Below are 17178 nucleotides of genomic sequence, written 5' to 3'. Positions count from 1 at the left end.
TCCATAAGAATCCCAAAAGAAAAAAGAGATTGCAAGTATCGTTCATGTACCTGCATCACTCTCTTTAGTTCTTGTCTGCTGACAATTTGAAATATGAATAAAATGCTTTATAAGCGGATTATGATTGTCTTTGCGGTAAGCGATAACCCATTCGGCATTAAGCTGTATTTGGTCCATTTTTCGATAAGTAACATCCAAATTAAATAATTTTTTGGCTGAGGAAGGAACAAATGTCATACCAATTCCGGCACTGACTAAACCAATCACCATTTGATATTCTGTGGCTTCCTGGACAATGTTGGGTCTGAAGCCCGCTTGTTCACAGAACTGAATAAAATCCATGTATAGAGTAGGCCATGCTTCTTTAGCAACAGTAATAATTGGTTCATCTCTTAAATCCTCAATCGTAATTGATTCCTTAGAAGTCAATGGGTGTTGCTTAGGCAAAGCTAAAACACAAGGGCTGCTTTGGGCGGTTTCGATATGTAAAGCTGTATGCTGTAAGGGAGGATGAAGTATACCAATATCAATGTTGCCCTTTAGTAGCTCCTCTTGCTGCCTAGACGAGGATATTTCACGCAGTTCTATTTTCACAGATGGGAATTTTTTACGATATTCCCGGACAATCGGCGGCAGAAATTCATATGTAGCTGATCCGACAAAACCGATTACGAGAAGGCCTTGCTCGCCGCGGGCCGTCCGCTGTGCCAGTTCAATTCCTTGTCCGATTTGCATCAAGGCCATGCGGCAATGATTTAAAAAGATTTCTCCTGCTGCGGTAAGCTCGACAAATCGTTTTGTCCTTTTCAGAAGCGTAACTCCGACTTCTTCCTCCAGCTGTTTGATCTGCTGGCTGAGAGGAGGCTGCGTCATGTTCAGCCGCCGGGCAGCCTTTCCGAAATGAAGCTCTTCGGCTACTGCGATAAAGTATTGAAGATGGCGAAGCTCCATTCAATATGCATTCCTTTCCATAGGTTAATAATTCGTATTACATATTAATCATAAGGCGAATCGATATTGGAGGTCAATTTCCAAAGAGTGTATAGTGAAACTTATCACAAGATATTTAAAATTTTACGTTTAAAATGCATAATAAGGAGTGAGGGTGTTGACAAAAGCAACAAAAGAACAAAAATCCCTTGTGAAAAACAGAGGGGCGGAGCTTGTTGTTGATTGCTTAGTGGAGCAAGGTGTCACACATGTATTTGGCATTCCAGGTGCAAAAATTGATGCGGTATTTGACGCTTTACAAGATAAAGGACCTGAAATTATCGTTGCTCGGCACGAACAAAACGCAGCATTCATGGCCCAAGCAGTCGGCCGTTTAACTGGAAAACCGGGAGTCGTGTTAGTCACATCAGGACCGGGTGCCTCTAACTTGGCAACAGGCCTGTTGACAGCGAACACTGAAGGAGACCCTGTCGTTGCGCTTGCTGGAAACGTGATCCGTGCAGATCGTTTAAAACGGACACATCAATCTTTGGATAATGCGGCGCTATTCCAGCCGATTACAAAATACAGTGTAGAAGTTCAAGATGTAAAAAATATACCGGAAGCTGTTACAAATGCGTTTAGGATAGCGTCAGCAGGGCAGGCTGGGGCCGCTTTTGTGAGCTTTCCGCAAGATGTTGTGAATGAAGTCACAAATACGAAAAACGTGCGTGCTGTTGCAGCACCAAAACTCGGTCCTGCAGCAGATGATGCAATCAGTGCGGCCATAGCAAAAATCCAAACAGCAAAACTTCCTGTCGTTTTGGTCGGCATGAAAGGCGGAAGACCGGAAGCAATTAAAGCGGTTCGCAAGCTTTTGAAAAAGGTTCAGCTTCCATTTGTTGAAACATATCAAGCTGCCGGTACCCTTTCTAGAGATTTAGAGGATCAGTATTTTGGCCGTATCGGTTTGTTCCGCAACCAGCCTGGCGATTTACTGCTAGAGCAGGCAGATGTTGTTCTGACGATCGGCTATGACCCAATTGAATATGATCCAAAATTCTGGAATGTCAATGGAGACCGGACAATTATCCATTTAGACGAGATTATCGCTGACATTGATCATGCTTACCAGCCTGATCTTGAATTGATCGGTGACATTCCGTCCACGATTAATCATATCGAACACGATGCTGTGAAAGTGGAATTTGCAGAGCGTGAGCAGAAAATCCTTTCTGATTTAAAACAATATATGCATGAAGGTGAGCAGGTGCCTGCAGATTGGAAATCAGACAGAGCGCACCCTCTTGAAATCGTTAAAGAGTTGCGTAATGCAGTCGATGATCATGTTACAGTAACTTGCGATATCGGTTCGCACGCCATTTGGATGTCACGTTATTTCCGCAGCTACGAGCCGTTAACATTAATGATCAGTAACGGTATGCAAACACTCGGCGTTGCGCTTCCTTGGGCAATCGGCGCTTCATTGGTGAAACCGGGAGAAAAAGTGGTTTCTGTCTCTGGTGACGGCGGTTTCTTATTCTCAGCAATGGAATTAGAGACAGCAGTTCGACTAAAAGCACCAATTGTACACATTGTATGGAACGACAGCACATATGACATGGTTGCATTCCAGCAATTGAAAAAATATAACCGTACATCTGCGGTCGATTTCGGAAATATCGATATCGTAAAATATGCGGAAAGCTTCGGAGCAACTGGCTTGCGCGTGGAATCACCAGACCAGCTGGCAGATGTTCTGCGTCAAGGCATGAACGCTGAAGGTCCTGTCATCATCGATGTCCCGGTTGACTACAGTGATAACATTAATTTAGCAAGTGACAAGCTTCCGAAAGAATTCGGGGAACTCATGAAGACGAAAGCTCTCTAGCACTCTGCGCATCACGACACTGTTTTATGAACAGCACTAAATAAAAGGAGTGAAGGGAAATATGAAACGAGAAAGCAACATTCAAGTGCTCAGCCGCGGTCAAAAAGACCAGCCTGTGAGCCAGATTTATCAAGTATCAACAATGACTTCTCTATTAGACGGAGTATATGACGGAGATTTTGAACTGTCAGAGATTCCGAAATATGGAGACTTCGGTATCGGAACCTTTAACAAGCTTGACGGAGAGCTGATTGGGTTTGACGGCGAATTTTACCGTCTTCGCTCAGACGGAACCGCGACACCGGTCCAAAAAGGAGACCGTTCACCGTTCTGTTCATTTACGTTCTTTACACCGGACATGACGCACAAAATTGATGCGAAAATGACACGCGAAGACTTTGAAAAAGAGATCAACAGCATGCTGCCAAGCAGAAACTTATTTTATGCAATTCGTATTGACGGATTGTTTAAAAAGGTGCAGACAAGAACGGTAGAACTTCAAGAAAAACCTTACGTGCCAATGGTTGAAGCGGTCAAAACACAGCCGATTTTCAACTTCGACAACGTGAGAGGGACGATCGTAGGTTTCTTGACACCAGCTTATGCAAACGGAATCGCCGTTTCAGGCTATCACCTGCACTTCATTGACGAAGGACGCAATTCAGGCGGACACGTTTTTGACTATGTGCTTGAGGATTGCACGGTTACGATTTCTCAAAAAATGAACATGAATCTCAGACTTCCGAACACAGCGGATTTCTTTAATGCGAATCTGGATAACCCTGATTTTGCGAAAGATATCGAAACAACTGAAGGAAGCCCTGAATAAAAGAAAAAAAGAAAGCCCCTTTTACAGGGCTTTCTTTTTATTTGGCTCTTTTCCTGATTTTAGATAAAATAACATCAAAACAGTAAAGGTGTGGTCTGATGAAAATATTGGTTTTGGCAGTTCATCCTCATATGGAGACCTCAGTTGTCAATAAGGCGTGGGCTGAGGAATTGAGTAAACATGACAATATCACAGTACGGGATCTTTATAAGGAATACCCGGATGAAGAAATAGATGTTGCGAAGGAACAGCAGCTGTGCGAGGAATACGATCGGATTGTCTTTCAATTCCCGCTATATTGGTACAGCTCTCCGCCGCTCTTGAAAAAATGGCAGGATCTTGTGCTGACTTACGGCTGGGCTTTTGGTTCAGAAGGAAATGCCTTGCATGGCAAGGAGCTGATGCTGGCTGTATCAACAGGGAGCGAAGCGGAAAAATATCAAGCGGGCGGAGCAAATCATTACTCGATCAGTGAGCTATTGAAACCATTTCAGGCCACGAGTAATCTGATCGGCATGAAGTATCTGCCTCCATATGTGTTCTATGGCGTGAATTATGCAGCTGCAGAGGATATTTCTCACAGTGCAAAACGGTTAGCCGAATACATCCAGCAGCCTTTTGTTTAAAATACAGCCCTGTCCAACATACGGCAGGGCTGTATTTGTTTAAAAATCCGGCAGCTCAGACAGGTTATTTTCCTTGATGCCGTCCGGTTCACTTCGCAAAATGTCACGCCCGTATTTATGGAAGACATCAACATGAGCGAGTTTTCCTGATTTTGCTTCTGACAGCGCAGTAGGGTAGTCGAGCTCTCTTCCTGTATTGGTTTTCACTGCGATAATATTGTCTTCCTCATTTCTTCTAACCGCAATAATTTCTTCTTTTCCAGATGGAACATTTTCTTGATCGACAGTTGTTTGCCGGGCTTTATACGATTCATATGCTGCTTCAAATTGATCCATATTTACACCTCCGCTTTTTAGCGTGAACAAAAATGTCGATGATCATGTAAGGTTTCGACACAGCATACGACAATATTTCCTGAGAAATATCTTGGGAATGTGACAAATCAATTCATAATAAAAGGGATTCCGCATAAATGCGGAATCCCTCTCAGTTATTTTGTCATGTGTAAATCCTTTGTTTTCATATAACCTGTCGCACCGCCGTAATCAACGAATACCCAATCAAAATCAAAACCGCCTTTATTCGTTTTACTCCAGCCTAAAAAAGAAACGCTTGTGTCTGCTGGAAGAGTCTTAATGCTCTTTCCGTCAGCGGAAGTATATACTTTTGTTTTGGTTTTGGTTTTTACCGTTGTCGCTGCTTTTACAATGTAATGAGTGGAGACAAATCCTATTTTTCCGTTTTTATACTGAACCTTTGCCCAGTCAGCATTTGAGAAGGAAATCAGCTTTAAGCTATCTCCTAGGTGCAGCGTATCGGCTTTCTGGCTTGATGCGGAAGGCTTCGTTCTGACATTTAGAGCCTCTGCTGATACCAAATAAGAATCAATCGGATAACTGTATAAATCATCAATGCTTACCGTTGTTTCTGGCTGTTGGGCATGGATCGTTCCAGCGCCGCCAGCAGCAGCCGCAGTCATTCCAGCCGCAAGTGCTAATGTTGAAAATAGTTTTGTTGGTTTGTTCATGCCGTTCCTCTCCTCACGTAAGAGAAATAATTCATTCTATATCTCTATTCACGTTATCGCAGGTTCCTAAACATCAGACAATTATTTTTGTGTTTCTAGTTTGAGAGGCGCGGATATTGTTTTTTGCACTTTTTTCCCGTGCAAAATATCATCTGCTGCTTCTGTAGCCAATTTACCGATTAATTCAGGCTGCTGAGCGACGGTGGCTGACAGCTTTCCGTTTTTAATGGAAGCGAGCGCATCTTTATTGCCGTCAAAACCGATCACCAATATGTCTTTCCCCGAGCTGTTAATTGCCTCGAGAGCACCGAGCGCCATTTCATCGTTGTGAGCAAAAACAGCTTGGATATCAGGATGTCCCTGCAGCAGGTTTTCCATGACAGTCAGGCCTTTCGTGCGGTCAAAGTCAGCTGATTGTTTTGTGACAACTTGGAGTTTTTGGTCTGCGATGTTATGGAATCCTGAGCCGCGTTCCCGTGTGGCAGATGCGCCGGGGACGCCTTCAAGCTCTGCCACCTTTGCTCCTTTTCCAAGTTTGTCGGCAATAAAAGTCGCGGCCATTTCACCGCCTTTTACATTATCGGAAGCAACGAGGGTTTCAACTTTTCCTTGTTCGGCAGATCGATCGATTGTTACGACGGGCACACCGACTGCGTTTGCAGATTCTACTGCCGTTGAGATCGCCGAAGAATCAGTCGGGTTGATTAATAATGCATCAACACCTTGCTGAATTAAATCTTCCACGTCACTCGTCTGTTTCGATGAATCATTTTGTGCATCAACAATGATGACTTTCATTCCCCGTTTTTTAGCTTCTTTTTCGATACCCTTTTTTAATGAGACAAAAAAAGGATTATTAAGTGTTGAGACGGACAAGCCAATGGTGAATTCCTTTTTGTTCCCCGAGTTTGACGGCTTTGCCCATTGGGGAGGCTCAAGCGAACAGGCGGTTAACAAAAATAATGATAACGTTAAAATGACGGATACAGCCTTTTTCATGTGAAAACCCTCCTAAGCTGACTTCTTGCGGTCTAATAATACCGCAATCAAGATAACAATCCCTTTGACAACCAGCTGATAAAATGATGAAACGCCAAGCAGATTAAGTCCGTTATTAAGTGTGCCGATGATCAGTACCCCGATTAACGTGCCGACAATGCGTCCTCGGCCGCCAGAAAGACTTGTTCCGCCTAAGACGACTGCCGCGATAGCATCAAGTTCGTACGATTCCCCCGCAGTCGGCTGGGCCGAATGCAGGCGGGAAGTCAATATGGCACCTGCAAGAGCGGATAAAAGCCCGGCTAAAGAATAGATCATCACTTTCACGCGCGTCACTTTGATGCCTGAAATGAGCGCGGCTTTTTCGTTGCCGCCGATAGCGTACGTTCGGCGTCCGAATGGTGTTTTATGAAGAAGCACCCAAAGGATGACAAAGGCAAGAACCATCGTAATCGCCGGTACAGGAATGCCTAAAAAGTAACCGCGTCCGAACATCTGAAAAGCGTAGTTTGTGCCAAGTCCGGTAATCGGATTTCCATCTGTATACACTAGCGTCAGTCCGCGAAACACAGTCATGGTCGCAAGCGTGGCGATAAAGGGCGCCATTTTTCCTTTAGTAATCAATAATCCGTTGATCATGCCTAGTACGGCACCAATGATACAGCCAAGGATGATCGCGAGAACCGGATCGACACCGGACACAATCATCCCCGCAACTAAAGCACTGGACAGGGCAAGAATAGCGCCGACAGAAAGATCAATGCCGCCTGTCAAAATGACAAAGGTCATCCCGAACGCGATTAATCCGTTAATTGCGACCTGGCGAAGCAGGTTTAAAATATTCAGCGGTTCAAGAAAGCTGGGATTTAAAATAGATACAATGATAACGAGAATAAATAAACCAAGAAACGGGCCGAGTTTTTGCATGACTCCGTCGAAGTGAATCCGTTTTTGTTCTGTTTGCAGTTGTTCCGTTTTCATATTACCGCCCTCCCGTGGCAAGTGTCATAATTCGTTCTTGTGTTGCTTCTCGCGCATGGATTTCTCCGCTGATTCTGCCTTCATGGACAACGATAATCCGATCGCTCATTCCCAGAATTTCAGGCAGCTCTGATGACACCATGATGATAGCGACGCCGCGTTCGGTCAGCTCATTCATCAGCGTATAAATCTCTCGTTTGGCGCCAACATCCACACCTCTGGTTGGCTCATCCAAGATAAGCACTTTCGGTCCGATGCCGATCCACTTGGCTATCACCACTTTTTGCTGGTTTCCTCCTGATAATTGGCGTGCGTGCGTTTCCGGTGATGCTGTTTTGATAGTGAGGCGTTTGATTAACAGATCGACAAATTCAGCCTCCCGCTTATGATCAATGAGACCCTTTGGTGAGAAGCTGGACAGATTGGGCAGGGCAATATTTTCGCGGATCGAGGTGTCGAGCAGGAGCCCTTCATCCTTGCGATTCTCTGTAATAAAGCCGAGACCTTTTTTCACGGCTTCCTGCGGGTTCTTAATAGCCGTTTTTTTCCCAGCGATCCATATCTCACCCGTGTCCAGCCTGTCAACGCCGAACAGCGCTCTCATCATTTCTGTCCGGCCGGCTCCCATCAATCCTGAAACACCGACGATTTCACCGGAACGAACATAAAAGCTGACGTCCTCAAAACTCCCTTTTACGGAAGCATTTTTTACCTCGAATACTATGTCACCGAGAGAAGGAGTGCGTTTTGGATATCGTTCAGTCAGCTCCCGTCCGACCATTTTTTTGACGACTTCATCAAAATCAGTTTCTGAGATGTTTGTTGTATCTACCGTTTTTCCGTCACGCATGATGGTAATTCTGTCGCAAATCGCAAAAATTTCTTCCATGCGATGCGAAATATAGACAATGGAGACGCCGTTCTTTTTTAACGCTGTAATGACCTCAAAGAGCTTGCTGATTTCACGTTCAGTCAACGCTGCGGTCGGTTCATCCATAATGATGACCTCGGCATTTGTCATAAGCGCTTTTGCAATTTCGATCATTTGCTGCTGTCCGACCGAACATTCGCCGGCTTCTTGATCAAGAGAAAGAGAGACGGAGAGTTTGTCAAACTGCTCCTTTGCTAGCGCTTTCATTTTTCTTGTTTGTAAGACGCCCAGCTTGGAGGATATCTCTTTACCGATAAATAGATTCTCAAGAACGGTCATTTCCGGCCAGATATTCAATTCTTGATGGATAAAGGCTATTCCATGCTGTTCCGCTTCTTTCGGATTGGAAAAATACGTTTCGTTTCCATTTATGCTGATTTGACCTTTATCTGCTTTGTGCAGGCCTGTCAAAATGTTCATAAGCGTGGACTTGCCGGCGCCGTTTTCTCCCATTAATGCGTGAACCTCGCCAGGCATGAGCTGAAAGGAAACGCCTGACAGCACCTGATTTTTTCCGAATGCTTTATGAATGTCTTTCATTTCAATCTGCATGTTTCATCCTCCTTTCTAGAAAAGCACACCCGCCTGCAGAATGCAGTTGGCATATGGTGTGAATTCTCCTGTTCTTATGACTGCCTTTGCTTCTTTTGTCAGCAGCTTAAACTCCTCGTGAGAAAGGTATTCAATCTCTTGTTCAGAGAAAAGATTTTCTAGAAATTTCGCATTCTCCTGATTGGATGCTTTTATGTCAGCTGCAGCAATGACTTTTTCGACCGCCATTTCCTCAGCCAGTACTGCCGCTGTATCTTGGAAAGCCGGAAGGCCCGGCTTCAGTGAAAGATCAATTTTCAAAACGCCGTCAGGAACCGGCAGTCCGGCATCCGCGATGACAATTTTATCAGTGTGGCCAAGGTCGGCTAAAATCTTGGCAAGATGGCTGTTCAGTATACCGTGTTTTTTCATGACAGCAGCTCCTCTACTTTATTTCTTGTCGGCATTCCGCCTTGGGCACCGAAGGAACAGACAGAAAGGGAAGCGGCACGATTGGCAAACCGCAATGCGGCTTCAATATCTTTTCCCTCAGCCAGGGCCACGGCAAAGGCTGCGTTAAACGTATCACCGGCTCCGGTTGTATCAACGGGCTCAACAGGGAAGGACGGGATGAGCACCTCCTTGCTGCCAGCCGAATAGCGGACGCCTTGTTTTCCTTCCGTAATAAAGAGCTTTGCCGGATAAAGCGCCAGAGCTTCAGAAATGGTAAGCTCAGGGAATAAAATCGAAGCCTCGTGTTCATTCGGCGTCAGATAGGTGGCGTGATCAATTGTTTCCTGCTTGAGCGGGCGGGCCGGTGCTGGGTTTAGCATGATCAGGATATCATGAGAATGGCAGTATTTGCACACCTCATCAACCGTTTCTTCTGGGATCTCCTGCTGAATCAGCACCATATCGACCTTTTCAATCTGTTCGAGCGCGTTTAACGCATACGCTGGGGTGATATCATCGTTCGCGCCTTTGACAACGACAATGCTGTTGTCGCCTTCAGCAAGCACAATATGAGCGGTTCCGCTTTCCGTATGTGTAACCGGTTCCATATAGTCAGTGCAAACGCCGTTAGCTTTGAGATTATTCAAAATAGCTGTTCCATAATGATCGTCTCCGACCTTGCCAACCATAAACACTTGCGCCCCAAGTCTGGCTGCGGCAACGGCCTGATTTGCTCCTTTGCCGCCCGGCACAGTCTGAAATGACGTGCCAAGAACCGTTTCACCGGCTTTTGGGCGTTTGTCCGAGGTGACCACTAAATCCATAGAACAGCTACCAATCACACAAATATTACGCATCTTAATCTTCCTTTCTTGTCGTCTTTCTTCCTATATAGGTGACAGGCATTTGAATTGCCGTTTCTGCCAGCGGCTGTTTTTTGATGATACCCAAAAGCAGTTTGGCAGCTTCTCTCCCCATATCATATGCGGGCTGTTTAATTGTAGAAAGTGGCGGGAACAGAAGTCCGCTTTGCGGAATGTCATCATAGCCGATAATTTGAATGTCCTCCGGCACGTTTTTTCCGCGCCGCAATGCTTCATGTAAAACGGCAGCGGCTTGAATATCATTACTCGCGATCACACCATCTGTCGCTGGATAAGCGGCAAACAGCTCCTTCGCCATCGATTGTGCATCTTTAATTGAAAATGAAGCCGTCTCAATGACCTGAAAATCAACTTCAGCCTGCTTTAAGATTTCCAAAGCACCGTTAAATCGATCTTGAGCGGTCGGCAGGTGAGCGGGTCCTCTCAAGAGCGTAATGCGCTGGCTTTTTCCGTGAATGATAGCCTGAGCGGCTAACTTTCCTCCTGTATAGCCGTCACTGGACACAGAAGGAGCCCCTTCAAGTGTTCTGTCCAGAAAAACAACTGGATAATTCATGCCGCTGTATTCCTCGAGATCCGGGTAATTTGTTGCGGCAATAATGCCTGCGACATGATTTTGCTTAAAGGTTTGAAGGTATTCAAGTTCTTTTTTCAATTCCTCGTCACTGTTGCCGAAAATAAGGCGATAGCCTTCCCGGTTCAATTCATCCTCCGCACCGCGGGCAAGCTGGGGGAAGAAAGGGTTTGTGATATCCGGGAGCAAAAGTCCGATCAGTCGGGATTCTCTTTTATATAGAGATCTGGCGACTTCGTTCGGGTAATAGTTCAGCTTCGCCATCGCCGCTATGACACGCGTTCGCGTTTCTTCGTGTACATAGCCGTTATCATTCAGGACGCGGGAAACCGTCGCAACTGAAACGCCCGCCGCTCCGGCGACATCTTTAATTGTAGCCAAAACAGCTCCTCCTTGTTTATGTAACCGTTTACATAGATAGATTATCATGAACAATCCGAAGTTAGCAATAAAAATATCAAAAGAAATCTACTTGTAAATTGTATATATAATTGAAAAATTTAAGGTTTTCACTCTTTTTTTGACAAAGTCTTCACAAATATGGATGAAGATTTCTTGAACAAATATTAAGTTTTATTAAAATTGTTTCAAAGTCATGCGTTTAGACCTGTAAATGGTGAGAAACAGAAAAGACTATCATCCCAGAAAATGTTTAATTATGTTAGAGAATTCGGACTCGTATGTTTAGCGTTTTCATGGCTGGTCCCATTAGTCATTTTGGAATGGGCCTAATATTGCCGCTTCCATGCAGAAAGGATGACATTATGACCTTGTCCTTAAGAAACAGGATAAAACTATTTTGTGTTCATAAGAACCGGAAACACGCATGATAGCAGGAGATGCTTGATAACACAGGCTGAAAAAAAGATTGATTTGAAATGCATATTAAATACAAACAGCGGGGTGTGACTATACGTCCAGAAGGATATCAGGAGAAAAATGAAAGCGCATTCTCTTTGATTTTTAAAAAAAGTGATAAGGTGTAAGTCCTGCTGTTTTCCAAAAATAGAAAACAGTTTGTAGGTATAAAATCTCTTTCAAAAGAGAAGTTTGGCTTAGTCGATTAGGGAAGATTATGTTACATAATGCCGATTGAGAATTCATAGTGATTCTATATACTGATGAATGAATTTACAACAATATAGAAGGAGATGTCGAAAAGCAATGTGGTTACTCATTATAGCCTGTGCTGTCATACTGGTCATCGGAATATTAGAAAAACGACGACATCAGAAAAACATTGATGCCCTCCCTGTTCGGGTGAATATTAACGGCATCCGCGGAAAATCGACTGTGACAAGGCTGACAACCGGAATATTAATAGAAGCCGGTTACAAGACTGTTGGAAAAACAACAGGAACAGATGCAAGAATGATTTACTGGGACACACCGGAGGAAAAGCCGATTAAACGGAAACCTCAGGGGCCGAATATCGGAGAGCAAAAAGAAGTCATGAGAGAAACAGTAGAAAGAGGGGCTAACGCGATTGTCAGTGAATGCATGGCTGTTAACCCAGATTATCAAATCATCTTTCAGGAAGAACTTCTGCAGGCCAATATCGGCGTCATTGTGAATGTTTTAGAAGACCATATGGATGTCATGGGGCCGACGCTTGATGAAATTGCAGAAGCGTTTACCGCTACAATTCCTTATAATGGCCATCTTGTCATTACAGATAGTGAATATACCGAGTTCTTTAAACAAAAAGCAAAAGAACGAAACACAAAAGTCATCATTGCTGATAACTCAAAAATTACAGATGAATATTTACGTAAATTTGAATACATGGTATTCCCTGATAACGCTTCTCTGGCGCTGGGTGTGGCTCAAGCACTCGGCATTGACGAAGAAACAGCATTTAAGGGAATGCTGAATGCGCCGCCAGATCCGGGAGCAATGAGAATTCTTCCGCTGATCAGTCCGAGCGAGCCTGGGCACTTTGTTAATGGGTTTGCCGCAAACGACGCTTCTTCTACTTTGAATATATGGAAACGTGTAAAAGAAATCGGTTACCCGACCGATGATCCGATCATCATCATGAACTGCCGCGCAGACCGTGTCGATCGGACACAGCAATTCGCAAATGACGTATTGCCTTATATTGAAGCAAGTGAACTGATCTTAATCGGTGAAACAACAGAACCGATCGTAAAAGCCTACGAAGAAGGCAAAATTCCTGCAGACAAACTGCATGATCTAGAGTATAAGTCAACAGATGAAATTATGGAATTGTTAAAGAAAAGAATGCACAACCGTGTCATATATGGCGTCGGCAATATTCATGGTGCCGCAGAGCCTTTAATTGAAAAAATCCACGAATACAAGGTAAAGCAGCTCGTAAGCTAGGGGGAAATGCAGACATGTTCGGATCAGATTTATACATCGCACTAATTTTAGGTGTACTACTCAGTTTAATTTTTGCGGAAAAAACAGGGATCGTGCCGGCAGGACTGGTTGTACCGGGATATTTAGGACTTGTGTTTAATCAGCCGGTCTTTATTTTACTTGTTTTGCTAGTGAGCTTGCTCACTTATGTCATTGTGAAATACGGTTTATCCAAATTTATGATTTTGTACGGACGCCGAAAATTCGCTGCCATGCTGATAACAGGGATCGTCCTGAAAATCGCGTTTGATTTTCTATACCCGATTGTACCATTTGAAATCGCAGAATTTAGAGGAATCGGCATCATCGTGCCAGGTTTAATTGCCAATACCATTCAGAAACAAGGTTTAACCATTACGTTCGGAAGCACGCTGCTATTGAGCGGAGCGACCTTTGCAATCATGTTTGTTTACTACTTAATTTAATGTAAGGTGTGTCAAACGATGAAAAAAGAACTGAGCTTTCATGAAAAGCTGCTAAAGCTGACAAAACAGCAAAAAAAGAAAACCAATAAGCACGTATTTATTGCCATTCCGATCGTTTTTGTCCTTATGTTCGCTTTCATGTGGGCGGGAAAAGCGGAAACGCCGAAGGTCAAAACGTATTCTGACGACGTACTCTCAGCCTCATTTGTAGGCGATATTATGATGGGACGCTATGTTGAAAAAGTAACGGAGCAAAAAGGGGCAGACAGTATTTTTCAATATGTTGAACCGATCTTTAGAGCTTCGGATTATGTAGCAGGAAACTTTGAAAACCCGGTAACCTATCAAAAGAATTATAAACAAGCAGATAAAAAGATTCATCTGCAGACGAATAAGGAATCAGTAAAAGTCTTGAAGGACATGAATTTCACAGTTCTCAACAGCGCCAACAACCACGCAATGGATTATGGCGTTCAGGGCATGAAAGATACACTTGGAGAATTTGCGAAGCAAAACCTTGATATCGTTGGAGCGGGATACAGCTTAAGTGATGCGAAAAAGAAAATTTCGTACCAGAAAGTCAACGGGGTAACGATTGCGACGCTTGGCTTTACCGATGTGTCCGGGAAAGGTTTTGCGGCTAAAAAGAATACGCCGGGCGTGCTGCCCGCAGATCCTGAAATCTTCATCCCTATGATTTCAGAAGCGAAAAAACATGCGGACATTGTTGTTGTGCAGTCACACTGGGGACAAGAGTATGACAATGATCCAAATGACCGCCAGCGCCAGCTTGCAAGAGCCATGTCTGATGCGGGAGCTGACATCATCGTCGGCCATCACCCGCACGTTTTAGAACCGATTGAAGTATATAACGGAACCGTCATTTTCTACAGCCTCGGCAACTTTGTCTTTGATCAAGGCTGGACGAGAACAAGAGACAGTGCACTGGTTCAGTATCACCTGAAGAAAAATGGAACAGGCCGCTTTGAAGTGACACCGATCGATATCCATGAAGCGACACCTGCACCTGTGAAAAAAGACAGCCTTAAACAGAAAACCATTATTCGCGAACTGACGAAAGACTCTAATTTCGCTTGGAAAGTAGAAGACGGAAAACTGACGTTTGATATTGATCATAGTGACAAACTAAAATCTAAATAAACGGAGTGATAAAGATGAAATTTGTCAAAGCCATCTGGCCATTTGTTGCCGTAGCCATCGTGTTCATGTTTATGTCAGCTTTTAAATTCAATGATCAGCTGACAGATCAGGAAAAACAGAAGATTGATATGGAAATGAATAAAATCCAACAGCAGGAAGAACCGGTAAACGCCAATAAATAATTCAAAAAAGAGAGTGTCTGATGAGACACTCTCTTTTTATTTGCCCAGCATATTCATTCTGTAAAAATATCAAAAAGTCTCTTAACATATTCAAAAAAATACCGATGTTAAAACTGCAAAAAGAGGAGGAGATAATAAAAGTGAACACACTGGCAAACTGGAAGAAGTTTTTGCTTGTGGCGGTTATCATTTGTTTTTTGGTTCCAATTATGACAAAAGCGGAGATTGCGGAAGCTGATACATCATCAGAATTGATTGTCAGCGAAGCAAAAAACCTGCTTGGATATCAGTATAAATATGGCGGGGAAACGCCGAAAGAGGGTTTCGATCCATCAGGATTGATACAATATGTGTTCAGTAAGGCTGATATTCATCTGCCGAGATCTGTAAACGACCAGTATAAAATCGGAACAGCTGTAAAGCCGGAAAACCTGAAGCCGGGTGATATTTTGTTTTTCAAGAAAGAGGGAAGCACCGGCACTGTTCCGACACATGACGCCCTTTATATCGGAGACGGCCAAATGGTTCACAGTACACAGTCAAAAGGGGTTATCATCACCAATTACAAAAAAAGCAGCTATTGGAGCGGAACTTATATCGGGGCGAGAAGAATCGCTGCCGATCCGGCAACGGCTGATGTTCCTGTCGTACAGGAGGCTGAAAAATATATAGGTGTCCCATATGTGTTTGGCGGAAGCACGCCGTCAGAGGGCTTTGATTGCTCGGGGCTTGTGCAATATGTGTTTCAACAGGCACTCGGCATTTATCTGCCGCGATCAGCCGAACAGCAGTGGGCAGTGGGCGAGAAGGTAGCCCCTCAGAACATAAAGCCTGGTGATGTCGTCTATTTCAGTAATACGTATAAAACGGGAATTTCACATGCAGGCATTTATGCGGGCGCAGGCAGGTTCATTCAGGCAAGCCGGTCAGAAAAAGTAACCATTTCCTATTTGTCAGAGGATTACTGGAAATCGAAGATGACGGGTATTCGCCGATTTGACAACCTGACAATCCCGAAAGAAAATCCGATTGTTTCCGAAGCGACGCTTTATGTCGGAGAAGTACCTTATAAACAGGGCGGAGTAACACCTGAGACAGGATTTGATACAGCTGGATTTGTCCAATATGTATACCAGAAAGCAGCTGGTATTTCCCTGCCTCGATACGCAACAAGCCAGTACAATGCCGGAACTAAGATTGAGAAGGCGGACCTGAAGCCGGGAGACATTGTGTTCTTTCAATCAACAAGCTTAAATCCCTCCATCTATATCGGAAACGGACAAGTTGTTCATGTCACATTATCAAACGGCGTGACCATCACCAATATGAACACGAGCACATATTGGAAGGATAAATACGCAGGAAGTATACGGGTGCAATAAAAGAAAAAGACTCCAATCTCTGGAGTCTTTTCTTTATGCATATTGTCCTGAAAGAAGCTGGTCTATAAAGTAGGCCACACCATTTTCGTCATTGCTTTTTGTGACAAAGGTGCTTTTTTCTTTTAATTCATCAATCGCATTTTCCATGGCGATACGGTGTCCGGCGACTTCAAACATGGATAAATCGTTTGGACTATCGCCGATCGCATAGATATCCTGTGGTTCAATTCCGTATAGGTCAGCGAGCTTTGTTAACGCGCGTCCTTTTCCTGACGAGGCCGGCAGGATTTCGATAATATGTTTTCCTGAAGAGGTTTGCGCCAGTTTTTTATGATGCTTCAGTTCTTCCTTCGCTTGTTTCAGCTTGTCCATATCAAAGGAGAAGCAAAGAAGCTTATAAATGTTTTCACTCCCGTCAAAAACCGATTCGATATGAGGGATTGGTTTAATGCCAAACTGTTTGAATTGAGTCATGGCTCCTTGCCACAATTCATCCGTCTGCTCGTTTGGGTTTGCGCTCTTTAGAATGTCAAGCTCCGCGTGCAGCTTAGCTTCGCCGTCAAAAGGAGAAAGCAGATGGTCATCTGTATATACCTCAAAATAAATGTTTTTTGAAAGTAAGTAATCAGCAATCGCTTTACCGGCTTCCTGATCCATTAATGTCCGGCTGATCAAACGGTAACCCGTGTCATGGATCGTGCCGCCATTAGCTGCAATGATAGGGATGTCCAAGTCATTCAGCAGCGCTTTTACATCAAATGTCGCTCTTCCCGTGCAAATGGTGACGAGGATGCCGGCATCAACGGCCCGCTTGATCGCCTCTCTGTTTTCCGCAGAAATGACGCTTTCTTTATTCAGTAATGTTCCGTCTAGATCAATCGCAATACATTTCATATGTAGGGTAACCTCCTTAAAAATGAAGCTGCTTCGTGTAGTATGTTCAGCTTGCCTGTGAAACATAATCCATATAAATTAAGGCTAATCGT

The 17178-nt window shown here is 44.0% G+C and carries 18 protein-coding genes; 8 read left to right on the top strand and 10 right to left on the bottom strand.

Going from position 1 to position 17178, the window contains the following annotated elements; genetic code table 11:
- Positions 1 to 42: 42 nt before the first annotated feature.
- Positions 43 to 951, bottom strand: coding sequence for an acetoin biosynthesis transcriptional regulator AlsR (gene alsR / locus MHH82_RS34160; protein ID WP_003227859.1), 909 nt, complete (start codon positions 949 to 951; stop codon positions 43 to 45).
- A 157-nt stretch (positions 952 to 1108) separates the two neighbouring features.
- Here alsR and alsS point away from each other — a divergent pair, with 157 nt between their 5' ends.
- The 3 genes from alsS (at position 1109) to MHH82_RS34145 (ending at position 4276) form a co-directional block, all read left to right on the top strand.
- A complete protein-coding gene (alsS, locus tag MHH82_RS34155) occupies positions 1109 to 2821 on the top strand; it encodes an acetolactate synthase AlsS (RefSeq protein ID WP_014478171.1) in 1713 nt (570 codons plus the stop codon).
- Between the two features lie 61 nt (positions 2822 to 2882).
- Positions 2883 to 3650 (top strand): acetolactate decarboxylase, encoded by a 768-nt coding sequence (gene budA, locus MHH82_RS34150; RefSeq protein WP_024572687.1) that lies wholly within the window; start codon positions 2883 to 2885, stop codon positions 3648 to 3650.
- 98 nt (positions 3651 to 3748) lie between these two features.
- On the top strand, positions 3749 to 4276 hold the full coding sequence (locus MHH82_RS34145) for an NAD(P)H-dependent oxidoreductase (RefSeq protein ID WP_015714827.1): 528 nt from the start codon (positions 3749 to 3751) through the stop codon (positions 4274 to 4276).
- A 39-nt stretch (positions 4277 to 4315) separates the two neighbouring features.
- On the opposite strand, the gene MHH82_RS34140 is transcribed toward MHH82_RS34145, so the two are convergent.
- The 8 genes from MHH82_RS34140 to MHH82_RS34105 all read right to left on the bottom strand — a co-directional run bounded on the left by MHH82_RS34140 (position 4316) and on the right by MHH82_RS34105 (position 11038).
- Entirely contained in the window at positions 4316 to 4612 is a 297-nt protein-coding gene (locus MHH82_RS34140) for a DUF3892 domain-containing protein (RefSeq protein WP_003227867.1), read from the bottom strand.
- A gap of 155 nt (positions 4613 to 4767) precedes the next feature.
- On the bottom strand, positions 4768 to 5304 hold the full coding sequence (locus MHH82_RS34135) for an SH3 domain-containing protein (protein ID WP_021480756.1): 537 nt from the start codon (positions 5302 to 5304) through the stop codon (positions 4768 to 4770).
- An 81-nt stretch (positions 5305 to 5385) separates the two neighbouring features.
- Entirely contained in the window at positions 5386 to 6303 is a 918-nt protein-coding gene (rbsB, locus tag MHH82_RS34130; RefSeq protein WP_015251072.1) for a ribose ABC transporter substrate-binding protein RbsB, read from the bottom strand.
- A gap of 12 nt (positions 6304 to 6315) precedes the next feature.
- A complete protein-coding gene (gene rbsC, locus MHH82_RS34125; RefSeq protein ID WP_003227873.1) occupies positions 6316 to 7284 on the bottom strand; it encodes a ribose ABC transporter permease RbsC in 969 nt (322 codons plus the stop codon).
- A gap of 1 nt (position 7285) precedes the next feature.
- A complete protein-coding gene (gene rbsA / locus MHH82_RS34120) occupies positions 7286 to 8767 on the bottom strand; it encodes a ribose ABC transporter ATP-binding protein RbsA (protein ID WP_072175935.1) in 1482 nt (493 codons plus the stop codon).
- 15 nt (positions 8768 to 8782) lie between these two features.
- Positions 8783 to 9178, bottom strand: a complete 396-nt coding sequence (gene rbsD, locus MHH82_RS34115; protein ID WP_029318753.1) for a D-ribose pyranase — start codon at positions 9176 to 9178, stop codon at positions 8783 to 8785.
- A complete protein-coding gene (gene rbsK, locus MHH82_RS34110; RefSeq protein WP_043940209.1) occupies positions 9175 to 10056 on the bottom strand; it encodes a ribokinase in 882 nt (293 codons plus the stop codon). Before rbsK ends, rbsD begins: the two co-directional genes overlap by 4 nt.
- Before the next feature lies 1 nt (position 10057).
- Positions 10058 to 11038 carry a LacI family DNA-binding transcriptional regulator gene (locus MHH82_RS34105; RefSeq protein ID WP_015714821.1) on the bottom strand — a complete coding sequence of 327 codons (981 nt, stop codon included), beginning with the start codon at positions 11036 to 11038 and terminating at the stop codon, positions 10058 to 10060.
- Between the two features lie 783 nt (positions 11039 to 11821).
- On the opposite strand from MHH82_RS34105, the gene pgsB reads away from it, so the two are divergent.
- The 5 genes from pgsB (at position 11822) to pgdS (ending at position 16192) form a co-directional block, all read left to right on the top strand.
- The gene (gene pgsB / locus MHH82_RS34100; RefSeq protein WP_003227883.1) at positions 11822 to 13003 is read left to right on the top strand and encodes a poly-gamma-glutamate synthase PgsB; all 1182 of its coding nucleotides are present in this window, start codon (positions 11822 to 11824) and stop codon (positions 13001 to 13003) included.
- 14 nt (positions 13004 to 13017) lie between these two features.
- Complete coding sequence (gene pgsC, locus MHH82_RS34095; protein ID WP_003227889.1) at positions 13018 to 13467, top strand: poly-gamma-glutamate biosynthesis protein PgsC; 450 nt, start codon at positions 13018 to 13020, stop codon at positions 13465 to 13467.
- A gap of 18 nt (positions 13468 to 13485) precedes the next feature.
- Positions 13486 to 14628 (top strand): capsular polyglutamate synthetase PgsA, encoded by a 1143-nt coding sequence (gene pgsA / locus MHH82_RS34090; RefSeq protein ID WP_003227891.1) that lies wholly within the window; start codon positions 13486 to 13488, stop codon positions 14626 to 14628.
- Between the two features lie 14 nt (positions 14629 to 14642).
- Positions 14643 to 14810 carry an extrachromosomal elements maintenance protein EdmS gene (gene edmS / locus MHH82_RS34085; protein WP_003227896.1) on the top strand — a complete coding sequence of 56 codons (168 nt, stop codon included), beginning with the start codon at positions 14643 to 14645 and terminating at the stop codon, positions 14808 to 14810.
- Positions 14811 to 14950: 140 nt separating this feature from the next.
- The gene (pgdS, locus tag MHH82_RS34080) at positions 14951 to 16192 is read left to right on the top strand and encodes a gamma-DL-glutamyl hydrolase (RefSeq protein ID WP_003242751.1); all 1242 of its coding nucleotides are present in this window, start codon (positions 14951 to 14953) and stop codon (positions 16190 to 16192) included.
- A 33-nt stretch (positions 16193 to 16225) separates the two neighbouring features.
- Here pgdS and ywtE read toward each other — a convergent pair whose 3' ends face one another.
- Positions 16226 to 17086 (bottom strand): 5-amino-6-(5-phospho-D-ribitylamino)uracil phosphatase YwtE, encoded by an 861-nt coding sequence (ywtE, locus tag MHH82_RS34075; protein WP_003227900.1) that lies wholly within the window; start codon positions 17084 to 17086, stop codon positions 16226 to 16228.
- Positions 17087 to 17178: the final 92 nt, after the last annotated feature.

This window comes from Bacillus sp. FSL K6-6540 (assembly GCF_038007545.1).
This window is presented reverse-complemented; position numbering and strand designations above follow the sequence as displayed.